Source organism: Coprococcus sp. AM14-16, assembly GCF_003434675.1.
Classification (GTDB): domain Bacteria; phylum Bacillota; class Clostridia; order Lachnospirales; family Lachnospiraceae; genus Coprococcus; species Coprococcus aceti.
The window spans coordinates 1-19,298 of the sequence record NZ_QTLL01000005.1; the positions used below are offsets into that span (position 1 = coordinate 1).

General features: G+C 42.8%; 19 protein-coding genes and 4 pseudogenes. 3 read left to right on the forward strand and 20 right to left on the reverse strand.

The window, feature by feature from the left end; translation table 11 throughout:
• Positions 1–479: 479 nt before the first annotated feature.
• The 5 genes and pseudogenes from DW159_RS13115 to DW159_RS13140 all read right to left on the reverse strand — a co-directional run bounded on the left by DW159_RS13115 (position 480) and on the right by DW159_RS13140 (position 4,363).
• Positions 480–1,883 (reverse strand): zinc ribbon domain-containing protein, encoded by a 1,404-nt coding sequence (locus DW159_RS13115; protein WP_117551356.1) that lies wholly within the window; start codon positions 1,881–1,883, stop codon positions 480–482.
• Between the two features lie 132 nt (positions 1,884–2,015).
• Positions 2,016–2,468 carry an 8-oxo-dGTP diphosphatase gene (locus DW159_RS13120; protein WP_158547613.1) on the reverse strand — a complete coding sequence of 151 codons (453 nt, stop codon included), beginning with the start codon at positions 2,466–2,468 and terminating at the stop codon, positions 2,016–2,018.
• A 170-nt stretch (positions 2,469–2,638) separates the two neighbouring features.
• Positions 2,639–3,085, reverse strand: a complete 447-nt coding sequence (locus DW159_RS13125; RefSeq protein WP_117551360.1) for a YunG family protein — start codon at positions 3,083–3,085, stop codon at positions 2,639–2,641.
• 246 nt (positions 3,086–3,331) lie between these two features.
• Positions 3,332–3,791 (reverse strand): annotated as a pseudogene (locus DW159_RS14255) (carboxymuconolactone decarboxylase family protein).
• A gap of 95 nt (positions 3,792–3,886) precedes the next feature.
• Positions 3,887–4,363, reverse strand: a pseudogene (locus DW159_RS13140) (flavodoxin).
• Positions 4,364–4,553: 190 nt separating this feature from the next.
• Between DW159_RS13140 and DW159_RS13145 the strand changes: the two are divergent.
• The 3 genes from DW159_RS13145 to DW159_RS13155 all read left to right on the forward strand — a co-directional run bounded on the left by DW159_RS13145 (position 4,554) and on the right by DW159_RS13155 (position 6,708).
• Positions 4,554–5,222, forward strand: coding sequence for a TetR/AcrR family transcriptional regulator (locus DW159_RS13145; RefSeq protein ID WP_117551362.1), 669 nt, complete (start codon positions 4,554–4,556; stop codon positions 5,220–5,222).
• Complete coding sequence (locus DW159_RS13150) at positions 5,203–6,024, forward strand: class I SAM-dependent methyltransferase (RefSeq protein WP_117551364.1); 822 nt, start codon at positions 5,203–5,205, stop codon at positions 6,022–6,024. The genes DW159_RS13145 and DW159_RS13150 overlap by 20 nt, the downstream gene beginning before the upstream one ends.
• Before the next feature lie 72 nt (positions 6,025–6,096).
• Entirely contained in the window at positions 6,097–6,708 is a 612-nt protein-coding gene (locus DW159_RS13155) for an L-2-amino-thiazoline-4-carboxylic acid hydrolase (protein WP_117551366.1), read from the forward strand.
• 5 nt (positions 6,709–6,713) lie between these two features.
• Here DW159_RS13155 and DW159_RS13160 read toward each other — a convergent pair whose 3' ends face one another.
• The 15 genes and pseudogenes from DW159_RS13160 to DW159_RS13235 form a co-directional block, all read right to left on the reverse strand.
• A complete protein-coding gene (locus tag DW159_RS13160; RefSeq protein ID WP_242992741.1) occupies positions 6,714–7,769 on the reverse strand; it encodes an ankyrin repeat domain-containing protein in 1,056 nt (351 codons plus the stop codon).
• Between the two features lie 23 nt (positions 7,770–7,792).
• The gene (locus DW159_RS13165) at positions 7,793–8,491 is read right to left on the reverse strand and encodes a transglutaminase-like domain-containing protein (RefSeq protein ID WP_117551370.1); all 699 of its coding nucleotides are present in this window, start codon (positions 8,489–8,491) and stop codon (positions 7,793–7,795) included.
• A gap of 5 nt (positions 8,492–8,496) precedes the next feature.
• Entirely contained in the window at positions 8,497–8,769 is a 273-nt protein-coding gene (locus DW159_RS13170) for a GNAT family N-acetyltransferase (RefSeq protein WP_004853622.1), read from the reverse strand.
• A complete protein-coding gene (locus tag DW159_RS13750) occupies positions 8,759–8,911 on the reverse strand; it encodes a hypothetical protein (RefSeq protein ID WP_004853620.1) in 153 nt (50 codons plus the stop codon). Before DW159_RS13750 ends, DW159_RS13170 begins: the two co-directional genes overlap by 11 nt.
• Positions 8,912–8,916: 5 nt before the next feature.
• The gene (locus DW159_RS14260; protein WP_081445879.1) at positions 8,917–9,114 is read right to left on the reverse strand and encodes a winged helix-turn-helix transcriptional regulator; all 198 of its coding nucleotides are present in this window, start codon (positions 9,112–9,114) and stop codon (positions 8,917–8,919) included.
• Positions 9,071–9,856: pseudogene (locus tag DW159_RS13180) on the reverse strand (VirD4-like conjugal transfer protein, CD1115 family); the annotation flags it as partial. The pseudogene DW159_RS13180 and the gene DW159_RS14260, both read right to left, overlap by 44 nt.
• 147 nt (positions 9,857–10,003) lie before the next feature.
• Positions 10,004–10,450, reverse strand: coding sequence for a hypothetical protein (locus tag DW159_RS13185; protein ID WP_242992742.1), 447 nt, complete (start codon positions 10,448–10,450; stop codon positions 10,004–10,006).
• Between the two features lie 112 nt (positions 10,451–10,562).
• Positions 10,563–10,727 (reverse strand): transposon-encoded TnpW family protein, encoded by a 165-nt coding sequence (locus tag DW159_RS13190; protein ID WP_004853612.1) that lies wholly within the window; start codon positions 10,725–10,727, stop codon positions 10,563–10,565.
• A 266-nt stretch (positions 10,728–10,993) separates the two neighbouring features.
• Positions 10,994–12,280, reverse strand: a complete 1,287-nt coding sequence (locus DW159_RS13195; RefSeq protein WP_330410637.1) for a virulence-associated E family protein — start codon at positions 12,278–12,280, stop codon at positions 10,994–10,996.
• Positions 12,234–12,869 (reverse strand): CHC2 zinc finger domain-containing protein, encoded by a 636-nt coding sequence (locus DW159_RS13200; protein ID WP_004853608.1) that lies wholly within the window; start codon positions 12,867–12,869, stop codon positions 12,234–12,236. Before DW159_RS13200 ends, DW159_RS13195 begins: the two co-directional genes overlap by 47 nt.
• Positions 12,870–12,871: 2 nt before the next feature.
• On the reverse strand, positions 12,872–14,101 hold the full coding sequence (locus tag DW159_RS13205) for a serine/arginine repetitive matrix protein 2 (protein ID WP_117551374.1): 1,230 nt from the start codon (positions 14,099–14,101) through the stop codon (positions 12,872–12,874).
• Positions 14,102–14,421: 320 nt separating this feature from the next.
• Positions 14,422–16,284 (reverse strand): recombinase family protein, encoded by a 1,863-nt coding sequence (locus DW159_RS13215; protein WP_012744311.1) that lies wholly within the window; start codon positions 16,282–16,284, stop codon positions 14,422–14,424.
• Positions 16,285–16,381: 97 nt separating this feature from the next.
• Positions 16,382–17,287, reverse strand: a pseudogene (locus DW159_RS13220) (type IV secretory system conjugative DNA transfer family protein); the annotation flags it as partial.
• Positions 17,288–17,548: 261 nt separating this feature from the next.
• On the reverse strand, positions 17,549–18,328 hold the full coding sequence (locus DW159_RS13225) for a hypothetical protein (protein ID WP_117551378.1): 780 nt from the start codon (positions 18,326–18,328) through the stop codon (positions 17,549–17,551).
• A 258-nt stretch (positions 18,329–18,586) separates the two neighbouring features.
• Positions 18,587–19,210 carry a class I SAM-dependent methyltransferase gene (locus DW159_RS13235; RefSeq protein WP_117551380.1) on the reverse strand — a complete coding sequence of 208 codons (624 nt, stop codon included), beginning with the start codon at positions 19,208–19,210 and terminating at the stop codon, positions 18,587–18,589.
• Positions 19,211–19,298: the final 88 nt, after the last annotated feature.

Genomic DNA, 19,298 nt, shown 5'->3' on the forward strand with positions numbered 1-19,298 from the left:
AAATTCTTGTTTGGAATTTCAGGGTTGTCATGTTGTTAATTTTTCAAGGTTCTCTGTGCTCTCGCCTCTCAGCGACAACTTCTAAATACTATCACATTCATTTCTCAATGTCAACAACTTTTTTCATCTTTTTTCAAGTCATTTCGTCAGCTCTTATAAACTGATTTCGTATCATAACCGGGTGATTATATAACGAATAAATGTCAAAATCTGATACTTTATAGATGTTTCTGACACCGTCTCACGCGACAGCTTTTATAAGATACCACCATCATTTTACAATGTCAAGCATATTTTTTCTTTTTTCTATTTTTATGTTTTTCCTATTATGTATTTTCTTATTCTCTTCTTATTTTCTTCTTATTTTCTTTTTATTTCTTTCTTTTATATTCCTCGTTATAATCAGATTTTAAGATACTATACCTGTTAGTTTCTCCGTTTTCTTTATACTCAGCTTATATTGTATCTATACGCTTTGCCTATACCAGCTCAAGTCTTTCAATTATAAAACCTTCATTCTCCATGTGATATACGGTTCCGCAATATGGGCAGTTTCTCTGACGGACAGAATCAAAGCTTGCTCCACAATTCCTGCAATACACAGATGTAATGGAGAATCCAGGAGGTTCCATGTAAGCAACATTTCTCCGAAGTGTAACGTCTATACAGTCTCCGCACCTGTTGACGCGTCCATTCTTCTCACTGTAATTTATCCACCATGTTCTGAGTGTCATGCACAGATGACTTCCCTCCATATGTATATCCTGCACTGTCATAGCCTGCATATATGTCATTTCTATAATATCCTGAAAGTATGGATTTAATGTTCCACCACAATATGATGCCAGATTCTCCGGGTGGTCTGACATAATCGCCATACGGATAAGAGATATGATCTGTCCCTCAAACTTCTCAAATGAAAAATACGGATCATATGGTGCAAATGCACTTTTGACCTTTCCTTTTGTTGTCACATAGGACCAGAACGGTATCCTCTTTCGTCCATCCATGTTGAACTGTTTTGTCATAAATATGATAATAGAAATTATATATCCAAATATTCCGCCCATAATAAGTGCTACAAAAAATGACATGAACAAAGCCTGCGGTATGGGTGTTTCCCTGTCAAATAAAGAAAGTATAAAACATGCAAGGAAGAAAACCAGCATGGTTATCCCCGTGGTTTTTCCCATCTTCCTCTGGTTCTTTGCTGACGCATTCTCCCGAATAAAAAATATATTTGTTACACGGGGAAACAGATCACTGATACGAAAAACCGTACGACAATAAGGGCAGCCTTCCGTGAGAGCTGCCACAGGGCTAACTGCACCGCAGTTTGGACAAGTCATGGACATACGTGTAAGTTCCTGCTCATTTGGAGTATGGACAACTGTCTCGTACATCGTATCTTCGGTTACACGCTCATATATTATGCCGGTTGAATTCTGGAATTGCAGATGCCTGTCAACCCCCTCATACATGAGATCAACTGTGTACCAGGATGTCTTTCGAGGCACTCTTGTAGTTCCCATCGTTTCTCTCTTCACAGGTGATGTATGCTGTATCATACGAATGCCTTTCCGTGCCATTCTATCCTTCTGAAGGCGAAGAATATATGATGTGTCTCCATCACAGCTGCGTGGACGCATGTCAGAATCATACCAGTGATTTAATTCTATGGCGAAATCATCAAATATACTTCTGTGTTTCTCCCATGTCGGAGTATATTTCTTAAATGCTGTCACCTGTTTTCCATAACAGATCAAAGAAATTATACCAGCTATGATCAAAGCCGCTCCAATACATAGAAAAACAAGAGCAGGTGTCTTGTCTATATCTTCGACTGTATAGACTGAGGCACCAAGGAGTCCCAATGCAAACAACACTATCCCCCTCACAAATAAGTTCGTTTTTGGCTTTGGCACTTCTAGTTTACGTTTTTTGCTTGTCATATTTGATATATCTGAAAATATTGACATTTTCTTTCCCCCATAAATCCCATTAAACTTTTATTGTTATTGTATCTTTGAAACTATGCCATTTTCCGTAAGTGTCTGCAGACATTCCGACGCACTGTCATCGTGCATCATCTGCCACACCTGTTCCATTCCTGGTGCAAGCGGTTTTCGCAGGAACTCTTCTCCCGATATCCAGTACACTTTGCCCTCTTCTGAAGATATAAGTTTCCCCTGATACTCATCCGTCTTGTACAGAAATCCGACATTTCTCACAGCTCCGGTCATCCAGTGATATATTCCGGTGAGCTTTGGATTGCTTATGGTCAGCCCGGTCTCCTCATATATCTCTCGTATCACCGATTCTGTGAATGTCTCTCCGGGTTCCACATGTCCACCAGGGAATGTCGTTCCGGAATAGCTTTTCCCTACTTTATCGAGTGCAAGTACACGCCCAGCGTGATCATATACCATGCACATATTCATAAATATTACTTTCTCTATTTCCGCCATTTTCTCCATCCTGTTGTTTCTATACATTCTGTATGTATTCTCCGGTCTATGGATTTATATCGCACTCTATATACTATATATCATAATGTGCGAGTACGATAACACGTTACTATCACAACGAGCTTAATTATCTGATGCTCTTTTTCAGAATGTCATATTTGTTATCTACATCATTTTGTATATTCCCCGAGCGCAGCCTTCAGATACTCATACCTCTGTCTTTTCTCTTTCTTAGCAAAATGTACCTCTCTCTGCTGTTCCGGATTATTCTCATAATCCAACACTTCATCGCCGAACTGCTCGCTTGTGAGATCAAAAGCGCAGTCACCTATCACATTGTAACAATGATAGTTTCCGCCTGGTCTCTTTATACCGTACACCTTTCCACCAAATATATCCTGTTCCAGAAAAGCAGTGATGGAACACTGCCCCAGCGTCATGTTATCTTTTGTCCATCTGTCCCTCATCCTCGGCGCACAGGTGTCTGCACACCAGATATGACTCAGCGCATCGTATAGATCTGTTGGGGTATTTATCCCCGGATATTCATCTGTGATGGCCGGTGCATCTGCATTCTTCCAGCCCCAGAAATTGTATGTCTTTTTTCCGTTGTTCATCCATCTCACCTTCTATACTACATTATTCCACAGTGTTTTCAAGCACTCCAATATTTTCTATCTTACATCTTACCACACCGCCGCCCTTAAGGTACAGTGGTTATCATATATCCGTCAAGGCTCTTGTCGAAACAAAAAGCCACCCGGATATAAATATCCATTCGCATTCAACCGCGAATCATATTTATACCCGAATGGTCTCTATATATTCATATGATATTGTCACTTGCGTTATCTACTACAGCCCTACTGAAGCTTTCCGTACTCCTCATCCGTCACAGGCTCGCACCATTCATTTGATGTCTCCTCACCTGGAACCTCGATTGCAAGATGGCTGAACCAGCTGTCAGGAGCTGCGCCGTGCCAGTGCTTTACCTCAGCAGGAATGTTGATGCAGTCGCCTGGATTCATCTCAACTGCAGGCTTGCCCTCCTCCTGATAGTATCCGCGTCCACCGACACATACAAGGATCTGTCCGCCACCGCTCTTTGCGTGATGGAATAGCATTCTGAAGATGGATCTTCAGCGATGAGTCAGTGATTCCCTGTGCCATAAGTGCCACAACAGTTATGATACTTCTGGTCTTTACATCGATGTCATTGTTGTTCCAGTTCTCCCCAAAGAGAACATCGTCATTAAAATGTGCAAACTCAGGAGCGAACTCTCCGAGTGCATTTCTTCCCGCTGTCTGTACTATCTTTGCCATTGTTTTTCTCCTTCCAAATGTAACTCTGTTTCATATATTCGTTGGATGCATGAAAGTTATTATCATCCTTCACTAATTTGTCATACATCTATTCTTTACGCGAGGGTTTTATCTACCCACTTCTCGATCTCCTGTCTGTTTGCCATGTTGAGCAGTCCGCCTTCTACAAACTCAGCTCCCGGTGCCGATGGCTGGAGTTCCTTGATCGTGTTGCCAAATCCGCTTCCACCTGATGTTGCGAACAATGTGATCTTCTTGCCTGTGAAGTCGTACTTCTCAAGGAATGTATTGATGATCGTCGGAGCCACATACCACCAGATAGGGAATCAAAGTACGATCTCATCATAATTCTCAATATGTGCATTTGAATCATCAAGCTCCGGTCTAAGCTTCTTGTCGCTCATCTCGACGCTGCTTCTGGATTTCTTGTTCATCCAGTCAAGGTCAGCCTTGGTGTACAGCTCCTTTGGTTTGATCTCGTACAGGTCTGCGCCTGCTGCCTCCGATATCATCTCTGCAACCTTTTTCGTGGTTCCACTTGCGCTGAAATATGCTATAAGCTTTTTTGACATTATGTAAACCTCCTTCAACTAAACGTCATCCCATTCTACTCACCTTTGACGTGGAATGATACTGCATGTCAAGTCTTCGTCAATCGGTCGCTTAATGATAGAAATTTTCAATTAACTCATTTAATCTTCTGGCCGCTTGATTTTGTAAATCCCATGTGATATAAAGTAAACACTGTTTACCAAATAGTAAATGGAGGTGACTATCATTCGGGAAAGTACAAAAGAAACAAGGGCGGCAATACTGAAAAGTGCCATGGAAGTCTTTCTTGAGGTTGGATATCAGGAGGCGTCCATGCGTAAGATCGCCGCAAGAGCCGGCATCACTGCTGGCGCAATATACAAGCATTTCTCAGGCAAAGAGGAAATGTTTGACGAGATATTTGAGGAAAGCGGCAGAAAGCTCATGGAAGTCACTGAATCCATGATCGGAATAGACTTCACTGCCATGTCAGATGACGAGCTGCTCAAGGTGTTGTATTCCAGGGTATCGGTGCAGATCTTCGATATGCTTGAGGGCGACATGCAGCTCTTTCATATGCTGCTGAAAAATGACTCAGGCAAATGCCTGGAGAAATTCCGCAGTATCTATATAGAAAGAAGCGCCAGTTTTGCGATTAAGTATTATGACGAATTATACAAACGGGGAATCGCAACAAGAAAATTATCTGAAAGGACCGTGTATATGCTCTCTCTGACCGAATTCTCAATGGTCTGTGAAATAATCGCAGATGACTCATGCCAAAGTGGAGTCACAGCAGAGATGAAAACTGCATTTATGGAGGCTATGGATGTTCTGTTGCACGGAATAGAAGCAGGATTGCAGATAGGAGGAAAAACAAATGGAAAAAAAGAAAATTGAAAAGGGTTCTGTCCAGGAAACTCTTCTTCTTCCACTGTACGGAAGAAAGCGTGCCATGGAGATGTATCCGGGAAACTTTAATGATCTTGACTGTCAGAGGATATACAACGAGGTCGAGATAGACTATAACAGGAAAGGTATCATGGAGAAAATCGGTGCTATCATGGCTGCCACCAGACAATATGATCTGGCATCCGTCTGCCGATCGTATCTCAAGGATCATCCAAGAGCCTGTGTTGTGAACCTCGGCTGTGGTCTCGACACAACATTCAGCCAGGTGGATAACGGACAGGCACGTGCGTACAATCTGGATTTTCCTGACGCCATAGCTGTCCGCAATGAACTTTTAGGTGAGCGTGAACGCGAGACAAATATCGCCTGTGACCTCAACGATCTCTCATGGTTTGACAAGATAGATTTCCATCCTGAGGATGGAATCGTATTCTTTGCATCAGGTGTCTTTTACTATTTCAAAACTGAGCAGGTTAAGACTTTGTTTACCGCCATGGCAGAGCATTTTCCTGGAGGCAAGCTGGTATTTGACGCGACCAAGAAAAAAGGTCTTAAGAACATGCTGAAGACATGGCTCAAGGACTGTGACGACAACATCGGTGTTTATTTCAGTGTCGACGAACTCTCTGAACTTAATAGCTGGAGTTCTTCATTCAAATCTATCATAAGGAACGGATATCTCACAGGGTACAGACCTCTTGACAAACGATATGGATTTGTCCTCAACACTGTTTTTAAGCACCTGGACAAATCCTGCATGTGTCAGATAATCGAGATACGCTTTAAATAAATCGACAGGCCAATAATTGACCTGTATTGATAGTTTGACTGGTGTCAAATAGAATAGAAAGGATATGTAACTATGAAATATGGATTTACACAGAAATTATTTGGCTATTTCTATCACAATTCATGCATGAAGCAGGCAAAAGCACAGCATCTAATCCTTGACAGTAAGGCTATAAAGAACGAATACAAGGCAGTCCTTGAGCGTGCCGATGACATAGGAAAGTCGCACCTCATGAGCTCATACTGCATGGGCGCATATTTCATCGCACTAAACAGAAAGACTTCTCTTTCACCGGAGGAATGTTTCAGCCTGTACAAAGACGGGCTGTACAACAATAAACTTTTTCATATGGTTATTGGAAATGCAGACAGCTATCTCGATGAAAAAAAGCTTCCGGGAAGGAAGAAATGGTCTGAGGAATCCCATCTGAGACGCTATGAGAATGACTGGGTTCTTGACATCATCGAGGGCGGGCCAAACGATGACTTCGTACTCGGCTATGATTATCACAACTGCGGGATCTGTAATCTCTGCCGTGACGAGGGATGCTTTGAACTGGCAAAGTATCTGTGCCGTATGGATTTCGTTCTTGCTGACATGATGGACTTGAAGCTCATAAGGACTCAGACCCTTGCCGAAAATGGAGCTTACTGTGACTTCCGCTATGGACGGAAGTCACAGTAATTGATCTATCTTTTATAATCAAGTTCCCCCACTGCCATAGGATTCAGATTCAGTGTCACCCATTTGACCGAAAGCTCTGTGAGTCTGTTTATATCCGTCTCATCGGCATCCTTGATGCCTTTTATGAGCCCGGCAAATTCTCTCTGCTCGTCCGCGTCAAGTGGTGTGCCCATACATATGTATCGATACAGGGCATTTGCCATGCTCTTGAAATCTGAATCCCAGTTGCAGCATCCATTATCTAGTATCTCATAGGCAAGTTTTCCCGATATACGGATGACCTCGCCATGAACTGTGCCCGCATGTCCCGAACCAGGCACAAGAAGATTCCACAATTCTCCATGCTGCTTCTGCCAGCGCTTCTCATGAATGACGATCGGCGATGTGCCGTCATATTCTACCCGCCTTGGAACAGAGGCAACTCCGAGCAGTCCGTACAGACTCTCCATCGCCCTGTCGAGCTCCGGCATAATATCTGGACTCATATCTTTCCTGCGAAACTCTATATCCTCAGCCGCGCTTCTCATATATGTTCTTATTTTATCTGTGACCGGAACTCCTATCCCGATCAGATACTCTGCTACCGGCGCAAGCTTTATCAGATCAAATGTCCTTGCCCAGTGAAACGCTCTCTCAAGCGGAGTCTCCCCTGATCTGGATGTCACTTCTGCATCTGCTCCCGCCTGTATCAGACATTTGACAAGCTCAAGATTGCCAGTCTTCACAGCCACATGCATTACGGTCTCTCTGTCAAGGCCCTGGGTGGCTGTTATGTCTGCGCCCAGCTTCACCAGCGCTATTGCCTGTTTCTCTGATGACATTCTTCCAGCATGATAAAGCAGCGGTGTGTAGCCATACTGGTCAACATAGTTGATGTCGATCCCCTGCTCTATCAGCCACCGCATCATCTTCTCTGAAAGTGGAAATTCCAGCGCATTTCCCTTGTTGTATCCGCCATATGCATTGATGTCGCATTTGCCCAATACCTTCTTGATGTCCTCATCACTTGCCGTCTGCACAAGCTGCTCAAAATCCTTTGGCAGTGTTTTTCTCTTTGCCATGTGTGTACCTCCCATATTCTATTCTACTTACCCCTGATCTTCCTGACATTCCTGTTCATCATATGCCTTCCCCAGTTTCTGTACAGGAACGCCTTCACCCTTGACATCTCCTGATGGTGTTCTTTTAACAGTTCATCCGGCGAATCATACACTCCAAAATCCTGATTGATACCTTCGCTCTGGATATATGTATTATTCCTGTCAAAATCTATAACAGGATTCTTAAAGTCCTTAACTGCCACTCCAAATCCGCAAAATGCACCCGTACACTCACTGTATTTCGCCTGCAACTTTTTCAGATATCCCATATCCAGAATAAACGCCTCAAGCTCATACCACCTGTTTTCAAAATACACTTCTACCCAGCTATGAAATACATTCTGTGGTGCATTTCTGTATACGATTCCTGTCATAGCGCCCTTCTGCAGCTTTTTATCAATGGTAAATCCATGCACTCTGCACGGGATATCGCAGGCTCTAAGCAGCGCCATGAACAGTGTTCCCTTGGTGTTGCACTGTCCATAGCCATCACGCAGCACCCTGGACGCCGAGACACTGTCATCCACATTATATCCAAACAATATCTCATCCCTGACAAATGTATAAATGGCCTTCAGGCGTTCAAACTCTGCCATGTCACTCCACTTTCTCTCTCTGATGAGCTGCTTGATATTCTCATTTGAATAGTCGAGCATCTTTGTCTCTGTCAAATAATCGTGCATCCCTTTTACCTCTTATCCGAAAAATTGCATATCTGTATCGGTGTGCCACCTTCCATAACGTGGAAACCGTGTCTCTCATAGAAAGCGACATTCTTGCTGTCCTCCTGCATTCCCTCTATGTACAGATAATTCTTATATTTATCTCTAATATATTCTACCATATTTCCGGCTATTTTCTGCCCCTGATATTCAGGATGCACAAGAACATAGTGTACAAATGCCACCAGCTCTGAATCATCCAACACTCTTGCAAGTCCGACAAGGCGCTCACCCACCATCCCATGCGGTAAGAACAGTCTGTGAGTTCATAAGTGCTTTGTGAAGTCTCTGTGGGTATTCTGCCGAGATCCACCCAACCGACTTAAAAAGCTCCTGTACCTGATCCTGTGTAAATGTTTTCTCTTCTGTATATTTTATCATTATGTCTACCCCCTATGGTCACATTTCTGGCACTGTGTCATCTCGTTTTCGTTGTCTTCCTTGTAAAAGGTTCCTGACCACTGACAAATACTCTTAAGTATCGGTACAACGGATCTGCCCTTATCTGTAAGTGAGTATTCAACTCTCGGAGGAATCTCATCATATGATCTTAGAAAACTTTGGTTTTCCATATTCGGAAACATATTTCTCAATGTCAAATTGATTTTTCTTGTCAAAATCCGAAAGCTCTTTGTACATCTCGTTTGCGGTTATATCGACCTTATCTGAAAAGAACGGTCTTACTCCACGCACCTGCAATATACATTTGCCGCCATCCATAAGAGCCAGGCGGTCTTGGCTCATAAGCTCCCGCCCAAGTTTCTGATAGTTCAGACCATAGGACTGAGATGTTCCTCTGGTATCAGAGGTGTTGTACGTGTCAATCGTTTCCTTACCCAGCACTTCCGACAGATCTTTTAATGTTGACTTCTCCTTGCCACCTAAAAACAGAAATGTATCGCAGTTACCCTCGATCGTCTCTGCGTTATCCTTATAAATTGACTTTAACTGTGCCTTAGACTGTAGGATAATGGATGCCGATATCTCTCTGCTTCGTATGGTTGCAATCAGCTTGTCAAACTTCGGAATCTGTCCGATGTTTGCGAACTCGTCCAGGATACACCGCACATGTACCGGGAGCTTTCCATGGTATTCATCGTCTGCAATCGTGCAGAGCAGATTGAAAAGCTGTGTGTACATGATTGATACCAAAAAATTAAGGGAATCATCTGTATCCGAAATAATGACAAACAGTGCTGTCTTTCTTCTACCGATGTCCCCTAAGTCGAGTTCATCATATGCTGTTATCTCCCTGACTTCCTTGATGTCAAATGGTGCAAGTCTCGCACCACAGGAAACCAGAATACTCTTGGCTGTCTTACCTGAAACAAAATGTCAAAGACTTTTTAGTACCCATACATTTCATTGCATGAAAAAAGCCACTGTAGATTTCTCCACAATGGCTATAAAGTCATTTTTATTCACTTTTGATTTTCGGCAACCTCATGCCCAAACTGGAATAGGTTTGACACTTTAATCGGGACTGAACTCCTTATCGGTAATGACATAATGAAATTCATCTGCACCAAAGGTATCTTTGTCCAGATCTGTAATAGTAAATGTAGTTCCATCAAATTTCATATAGCCGCTGGTGCCGTCAACAACAACGCCATCTTTTACAATGTCCAGATAAACAATTCTATCGATGCTATTCAACTCATAGACCTGCCAACCGTCCACACCCTGAAAATAGGCTGTAACATTGGCAAACGGTTCATCGTTTTCCTTCTTGCAGACAAGATAACTGGCACTGTCCTCCGATACCCAGGTGGCAGTCATTCCCCAAGGACCTTCCGTTGATACATATCTCCCAAATTTATGGTCGTTGGTACGGTTAATTATGAGTCCTACAAAAGAACCAACAACGAGTACAAGAATAAGCACAACGACACCAACAATGATTTTTACATTCTTCCTCATGATAAATTCACCCTTCCATAAATTCATCTGTTAAGAATATTCTTATTTTTCGCTCTTATTGAACATACTAATTATACCACAATATATGCAAGTTTTCCATATGCTTTTCTACCTATGCCGTATGCTGATTTGCCCTAACATCATTCTCAATCAGCCTCTTTATCTTGTCCTTCATGCTTTCTTCGGCATCCTCATTGAAATGCACTCTCACAACATACATTGTGCCACCTATCTGCTTTCTGAGTGCTACCGGTGTGTGTGATTTTCTATTCTCCATTTGTGTTCTCCTTTATGTCTGCCTGGTAAGGAAGAGCCTCTTTCAGCTGACAACCGGAAGCTGACAACCGACCTCTAAAAACTCTCAATTCCTTTTATTTATAGTTACTTTTCCTAAATTTACTTTTTCTCAAATATTCCGTTGCTTTCGTTGTCAGAACTATATATATCCCTTAAAAACATAGTAAATATAAGGTTTTATAGAACATAGAACCGACAACGGGGTTGGCAACGGGATAGACAACCAGCCGACAACCTATCAGGCATTTATCTCTCCATCCACTCCGGTGGCAATGATAACTGCTCCATCTGCTCCTTGGTTATCGGTTGAAAATCCTGACCTCTGTTGTCAGGCTTCTCCCATCCTTTCTGCCTGCGGTATGGTTCAGGAAAATGTCTTGGATTACTAAAGGCAATCCAATTACTGCAGTTATTCATAATGTCATTAATCTCACGAATTTCCCATTGTGCCGGATTTCCGTCATTTCCCAATGTCTCAGAATATAACTGCCTTGAACATACCATGCTTCCCTCGTAATGCTCCAAATAGTCAAGAATCAGCTCTTTCTTGGTATCTTCCTGCATAAACTGCTTCTGATACTCACAAAGCTCTTTTTCCATCTCTTTCGGAAGCCTCAGCTGGCATTTGCCACTCCTGTAGATTTCCATAGCCTCTGCCCACATCTGGTCGATATATTCCCTTGATGTCTTTTCATCATCGAGTATATGAGTTTCCGCCTCTTCCATATTGCAAAGAATAGGCAGAAATCTTCGGTTTCCCGACCTGTCCATAGGCAGGAAATCCAGCGAATTTGATGAACCGGCAAACACGCACTGCCTCTTGTGGTCTTTGGGATGCCTGTCGTATGGGGTCTTGTAAGTGTCTTTCTGTCTGCTCATAAAGGACTTGGTATCTTCCACATTCTTGGCATTGAGAATTGCCACCATTTCAGGGAACTCTATAATCAGATGCCCCTGTATTTTTCGGTATACATTATCATCATCCATTTTCTTCAAGTCATCCGTAAACCAGTCATCTTCCATGGCAAGGAAACGCAGAAAAGTGGATTTACCGTCTCCCTGACCACCTACCAGGCAGAGCATTACTTCAAACTTGATGCCCGGGCATGAAATTCTTGCTATCGTCCCTATCATAAAAAGCTTCATTACCTCATAGGTGTACTCACTGACCTCTGCCCCTAAGAAGTGATGCAGTGCATAGCGTATCCTCTCCCAGCCATCCCATGTTATGGAATTGATGCGGTCAAGAACCGGATGGTATCTGTTTTCATTTGCCACGACCTTTATCACATCCTCAATCCGCTTTTCGTTGGATAATCCATAATGCTTTTCAAGGTAGACAACAAGGAATTTCAAATCAACATCCGTCAGGCTGTCGCTTTCACGATACCATCCCAAATCCCTTGTAATGTCGATTTTATCCGTAAACATGTTCAGACGGAATGCACCCTGCAGATTAGGGTCATTCATCAAAATCAGACGATAGTTACCGACTGTTTTCCTGACTTCTCCCTTTTCTGTGCTCTCCAGCATCGCCCTGACTTCTCCGATACTCTTCAATTCTTCCTGCAATCGACTTCACCCCCTTTCCAATGTCAGAAACAACAGAAGCTCTGTCAGGGATATCCTTTTCAAGGAGAGTATCAAGCTGATATTCCACTTTACTGATATTCTGCAGAGCTTCTACAAAGCAGGGATGCCATTCCTCATCCATGCTCTTCGGTGCATATTCTGTTTTCCATTTCCTTAACAGATGATAATAGTCTGACAGAACACAAAAACACTGCTTCTGCTCTTCATCCAGTATCTGCTCCGGTGTTTTCTTTGGTGCCATCTTTTTCGGTGGTGCCCGGTTGGTTGCGTCATAATTCAGTCCAAAGTCAGATGCAATCTTCATTGCAGCTTCCTTTGGTGCAAGCCCGAAATATTTTGCCACAAAATCTATCGCATCTCCGGTATCTCCACAGCCGAAACAATAGTATCTCTTATCAATCTTCATGCTGGGAGTCTTGTCTTTATGAAACGGACAACAAGCCAGCCCACTCCGGTTGATTTTGATGCCATACTGCATAGCCACCTGCCTTGCAGTGACATTTTCTTTCACTACTGCAAATACATTCATGCTTATCCCAATTCCTCTCCCCTTGCTTTTTTGTGTGCTGGTGTTTCTGCCACCTTTGCTCTCTGCTCCTCTACAAGCTTCCTGTTTGCCTCAAGAAGGGCACGGACTGACTTCCTTGCATGTTCCTTTACCTCAGACTTCTTTTGCTCCTTTATGCGTGGATTTTGCAATGTTTCCATTACTTTCCCGGCTACTTTCTGTGCCATGCCCCTGAGCCTGTTTTCCAAATTATCAAGACACCTTCCGACAAAATCCCGCTTGTCCTTTGGTGTCTTTCTCTCATCCGAGGTCAGCCACTTTTTATATCTGCGAAGCTCCTCAATATCTTCCGCCCTGGTCTGCTCTGCCATTGTATCAGATACTGCCTCACACGCTTTTTCATAGGCATCCTCAGCTACCTGTTCCACAAAATTCTCCATATCCAAAACTCTCATGGTAATCTCATCCAGAACTGCCTGCTTCTCTGCAATTCGCTTTTTCTGATTTTCAATTATAAAGTCCTGCTTTTCAAGATAGCCTGCACCACCATAAACCGGCTCACACTCCACCTGCACTCCGTTTCTCTGTGCTATCTCCAAAAACAATTTTCTGCATTCTGCATCAAAGTTCATTTTCCGGTTATTGTATTTCCCTTTCTTTTTTGCTGGGTCAGGCAGTTCAAAGCCAAGCTCTTCCAGTGCCTTATCCTGCTGGGGACATAATTCTCCATATTTGTTTTTTGCGTCAAATACATGCCTCTCATGAATATGCGGGGTTGCCTCATCCAGGTGCAGTGCCCAGTCCAATATATGAATGTGGGAGCCATATCTTTTATTGAACTCGTCAAAGAACTCTGCTGATACCTTAGCTAGCACATCCGGTGTAACCACATGGTCTATATTGCCAAGCTGTATCACGCTTTCTTCCGGGCAGGTCTTATTGTTTTTCAGTACATCATCAATCGTTCTGTTTCTCTCCGGATGCCTTGCCTGCTCATTCCTCTCATTCTGTGCATCCACAAAATCTGAATAATGCTCATAGTAATAGGCACGCTCAATTTCTGTAAAATTAAACTGCCTCTCTTGGGAACTGCCCGCAAAACTGTAACCCTGATAGCAGTCCCAGTAAACATTCTGCTTTGTTCTTTCCGAATCAATATGTTCACTGTGCTCCACATCAAAATCCCTGTCATTATGCTTTACATCATAGACTCCATGCTTTCCACTTCTGCCATTATGCCTTGAAGCTTTCATTGTCTTTTCTCTCCTCTCCACTGTTTTGTTTTTTTGATGGCGGAGCCGATAAACCCTTGCGTTTGCGGCAAGTAATACCCAGTACTTATTGTCGCTACGACAATAAACTGGGCAGGGCTTCTGCCCTTGACCTGATGAAGGCTCTGCCTCTCAACTCCGACAAAGGTTGCACCTCTGTACTCTGCTCCGAAGGAGTTGAAATCTGTCATCCCACAGGACGGATAACACAGTTCAACTTCTCCGGTTGCCCTGCATTTCCTGCGGAAATTTGAGCATGAAAAAAGCACCCAAGACTTCTCTCAAGTGCTTTCTGCGAAATCCTATTCAGGCATTCCAATCGTCGGTTCCAATGCAAGACTGCCTGCCGTTGCATAGACTCCGTTCTCCCTGTCCTGCCTGCGGATTTCTTCTTTCATTGCCTGCATTTTTGCACGCTTTTCATTTTTTACACGCTCTTCATATTTCCTCTGCCATCCACTTTCTTTTCTTCGTAAATACTGCTGATGTCTCCTGTCCTTGATTCTGTTAATCCGGTCAATCTCAGCCTGCTCTTCAGCAGTAGGTTCTGTCATCATTGCCGGTGGAACATACCGACCAACAAAATTGAAATAGATTTCAATCTCCTGCGTGGTTTGGATGCTCCCCTTTCTGTCTCTTTCATGCACCAGCACCTTATCAACAAATTCATTTACCATTGCCGGTGTCAGTTCCTCGAACTTCTCATATTTATCAATCAGTGCAATAAACTTGCCGGCAGAATTTCTGCTTTTCTCATATTCTGTGAGCTTCGCTTCCAGCTCCTTAATCTCTGCATCCAGCTCCGCTTTTTCCCTGGCATACTGCTTATCAAGAACCTCATATCTGCTGTCCGGTAGTTTGCCGAGAATATTGTCCTCATAAATACGGCAGATTAGCTTCTCCAGCTCCTCACAGCGATTTCCAGCCACTGCGATTCTTGCCCTGACCTTTTTTACCTCTGCATCCTCCTGTGTTGACTGTGCCATTGTTATGGTGTCTATGAACTCGCTCCGGTCATACTTTGCATATTCAAAGATTGCCCTGAGTGTGTCTCCTATCAGTTCCAGCACCACTGACTCGTTAATCCTGTGCTGTGTCTTGCACAATGTTCCGCAAGGTACCTTGGTATAAGCAGAACAGGTATACTGGGCAATCCTCTTTCCATTGCTTGTCCGGTGCACATACATTTTTGCACCACAGTCAGCACAATACATAAGACCGGTAAGAACATGATGCTCTCCCCATCCGTCCGGGTATCTCCTTACATTTTCCCGTAATTTCTGCACTGTATCAAAGGTCTGCTGGTCAATAATCGGCTCCTGCGTATTCTCAAATATTACCCAGTTGTCCTCTGATACATAATGGCTCTTTTTATCCTTAAAATGCTTCTGTGTTTTAAAATTGACCGTGTGACCTAAGTATTCCCTTTTCTTCAATATCCCGACTACTGTAGAAGAACCCCATCCATAAGGGTCTTTCACTTTCTTGTTTCTGTTATTCCCCTGCCCGAAGCGTGCCATATGCACTGCCGGTATTTCCACTTTTTTCTCCTGCAGAAGTTTTGCTATCTGATAAGGACCCAGCCCATCAATAGTCCATTTGAATATCAGCCTCACAATTTCGGCAGCTTCTTCATCCACAATCCAATGGTTTCCGTCATTTTCATCTTTCAGGTATCCGTATGGTGTAACACTTGCCACATGCTTTCCGGATTTTCCCTTGGATTTGAATGTGGATTTTATCTTTTTGCTGATATCCTTGGCATACATTTCATTCATAACATCCCTGAATACAAGGAAATCGTCGTCTCCATTGTAACTGTCATGATTATCGTTAATTGCAATCAGACGAACTCCCTTTTTGCGAAAGAACTCCCGGAGCTGACCTACCACAAGATAATCCCGCCCTAACCGGCTCATATCCTTTAGAATAATGGTTTCCACTTCTCCATCTTCCACAAGCTGTATCATAGCCTTAAAGGATGGTCTGTCAAAGGTTGTGCCGGATATACCATCATCAGTGAAGTGCCTGAACCTGGTCCACCCTTTTTCTCTGCAATAATCTTCCAGCAGCTTCTTTTGATTTGATATACTGTACGACTCCCCAAGGTTCTCATCCTCTCGGCTTAATCGTTCATATAATACAATTATTTTCTCACTACTCATGTTCTGCTCCTTTCCTCTGTATTTGAGCCAAAAGTAATAAGCTCAAAGAGAATCTTTAATCTGTTAAGGTACTAAAAAGTCTCTTTCATCTTATTACACCTGCCGCAAGTTTATATTTATGATACTGTCGTACTGCAAAAGAATCCGGATCAGCTTCTATGCCCTCTTCATCATTACCAAATTCTATGTCTTTGAACATAAGGTCAATGGCATTCTCAAAGTCCTCATCCTCTTCTCTTGTCTCCGACGCATCTATCATGGCTAAAAGTGAGACAAAATTTCTCTCACTCTTCTTACAGTATTTCACAATGTACGCCACATACGCTGTGAACAGTAACCTCTCGGCTTTCACCCAGAAATCTTCTCCGCTCTGTGCGCCCTCCCCCTTTGTATTTGCAATCAGCGTATTCACAAATTTGAGCACATCCTGCTCCGTATGAATATATGCAAATGGGTTATAGTGCATGGACTTTGCGAAATTGATTGTGTTGAATACCTTTATCTTATATGGTGTCCTCTTATAGATCACCTTGCCGGATTTGGTCTTTAAGACCTGTCCGTTCTTGCCGACCTTCGGTACTTTGTTACCCTTGTCGTCAAGCTCCCATGCCCCTCTTGCAAGCATGGTACCCACTTCTTCAAGTACAGTTCCCTTGGGATCAGTCACTACATACGAACACTGCATCTGCATAAGTGACGGTTTCACAAATCCTCTTGTTTTTCCTGCTCCGGAACCTCCGACAATCAGGATATTTTTGTTTCTGTCGTACTTTGGGTGTTCCGGTCTCGTCATTCTGAGCCATTCTGTCGCAGTCAGCGGAATGTTGTTCCACTTAACCGGGTCTGTATATGGTTCAAAATCCTTATCCGTCCCCCACTTCGCAGAGCCATATTCCTCTCTTGGACGGAACTGCTTGGCATTCTTCTTTCTGGAGTTCATGAAAAGCTTGAATGCCACACCTGCTCCGATACCACAGATAAGCGGTGTAAGCTTAAATGAAGGTGCAAAATATGGTTTGACCTGGAATATCAGCGAAAATGCTTTGACACACTTATCCAGCATATCGCCGCCATCTGCTGATACCACCGCCTGTACATACTTATTTATCACATAAAATATGATTACAAACGGGATTCCATCAATCGCTACCTTGTTCGCATTCAGCTTTCCATTCTTGTAATACGGTTTCAGTATCTTCTTAGGTAATGCCTTCAGGTCATCAAGTACGGCACCGCCGATATTCTTTTTCCCCATAAGCACCACCTACAAACTTGTATCCCGGCTCTTTTTCTTCGTTTTCTCACGCTGCCGGTTCTTGTCTTTCTGTTTCTTCTGTGACTGCTCCTTCTTGTCCTTGATTCGCTCCGTAAGCGACTTATCCTTCTTCGGATTATGCTTTCTCGCCGCTTCCTTGATTTCCTCCTTTGCATTTGGTGTGATACTTCCAGATTCCAGGACTTCATTCTTGTGATCCTTGATCTCAAATCTCGTAGAGAATTTTGACAGTGTTTCCACATCGTCTATATTTATCTCACCATTATTTACAAAGTCAGCCGACATAACCTCCTTGCCCTTATCATCGTAAAGCACAAGTGTCTTAGTCATTTCCTTCTGCTCCTCAAGTACCTGTTCGGAAGCCATCTTCAGTAATGCTGCCACCTGATCTATGCTTTTCACTTCACAGAATGCAGTGTGCGTGATAGAACCATCTGCTCTCGTTACCTCTTTCATATCCATTGGAATATGACTTTTCTTACAGGCTTTCTCCAAAAGTTCCGCTGTTCGCTCATCATTCACATCAATATGCGTGACATCCTTGCCCTCTCTGTTAAATCCCTTTAATGAGCCATGAGTTTCCTTATAATTCGACATTACCTTATCGACAACCTTGCCGAGCAATGTCTCCTTCTGTTCCTCACTCATACCCGGATTCTGCTGTTCAGACCGCTTACACGCATCCGCAATGGCAGTAATCAGATCTACGCTGACAGTCACAATCGCCTTTCCTGTCTGGAACGACTCCTGCGTCAATTCATCGACCATTGTTCTGTCCTCCCGATATTATTTTCTCTGTGCTTCCTGTCGTGTGTGGGTGGTCTTACCCATCGAATACCATTTTTGTTGTACATTTGTTATCCTCCTTCTTTTCAATTTGAGCTTCTGGACAATTTGTCCAAAAGCTGCTTTCCTTTTTTGTCCTCGAAAGGACAAAAAAAGAGCATTTATGCTTTTTACACATAAATGCTCTGACGCTGTTTTATTATAAAATTGTCTTAGCTGTTGTTCCCTACAAACTGAAATTTAATAATTAGTTTTTTTCGCAATCAAAACTCCAACAGGAGCTAAACCGCCATCCACCAAATTCACTTTGACGACTGTAAAGCCATAATTCGTAATAAACTCACAAAAATTTTCCTTGTTCCATTCTTTGTATGCTTTAAATCCTGTAATAGACATCAATCGCTTTCGTAAACCACTTGATTTTTTCTCTGCCCATAAGAAGGTTGGTGCGTACAAAATACCATCTTTTTTTAATACTCTACGAATTTCCTGCATTGCTTTTTCAGGCTCTGGCATAATGTGCAGTGCATTTGAAATTACTACACAATCAAAATTTTCATTCTCATATGAAAGTGCCGTTGCATCGGCTACGCAAAAACTAAGTTTTTCTGTTGTACCTCTCTTTTTCGCTTGCTTAATCATATTTTCCGAAAAATCGGTTGCCGTCCAGCTATTAGTACAATCGGACAATGGGAAAGATAGCTGCCCTGTTCCACAAGCTAATTCTAATACATTCATATCAGATTTGAGATAATCTCTAATATATCCGCAGATTGCATTATAAAACTTCTTATCTGACTCCATCAAAGGTGCATATATTTTTGCAAGTCGTTGCCAATAACCCTTGTTTGCCTTGTCTTTCATATCAAAATCTCCATTTTATTCAATAATACAACTTCAAAGTTGTTGTGCAAAAGGCTCTTGATGAGGCACAGTTATTGTTCGATAGTTT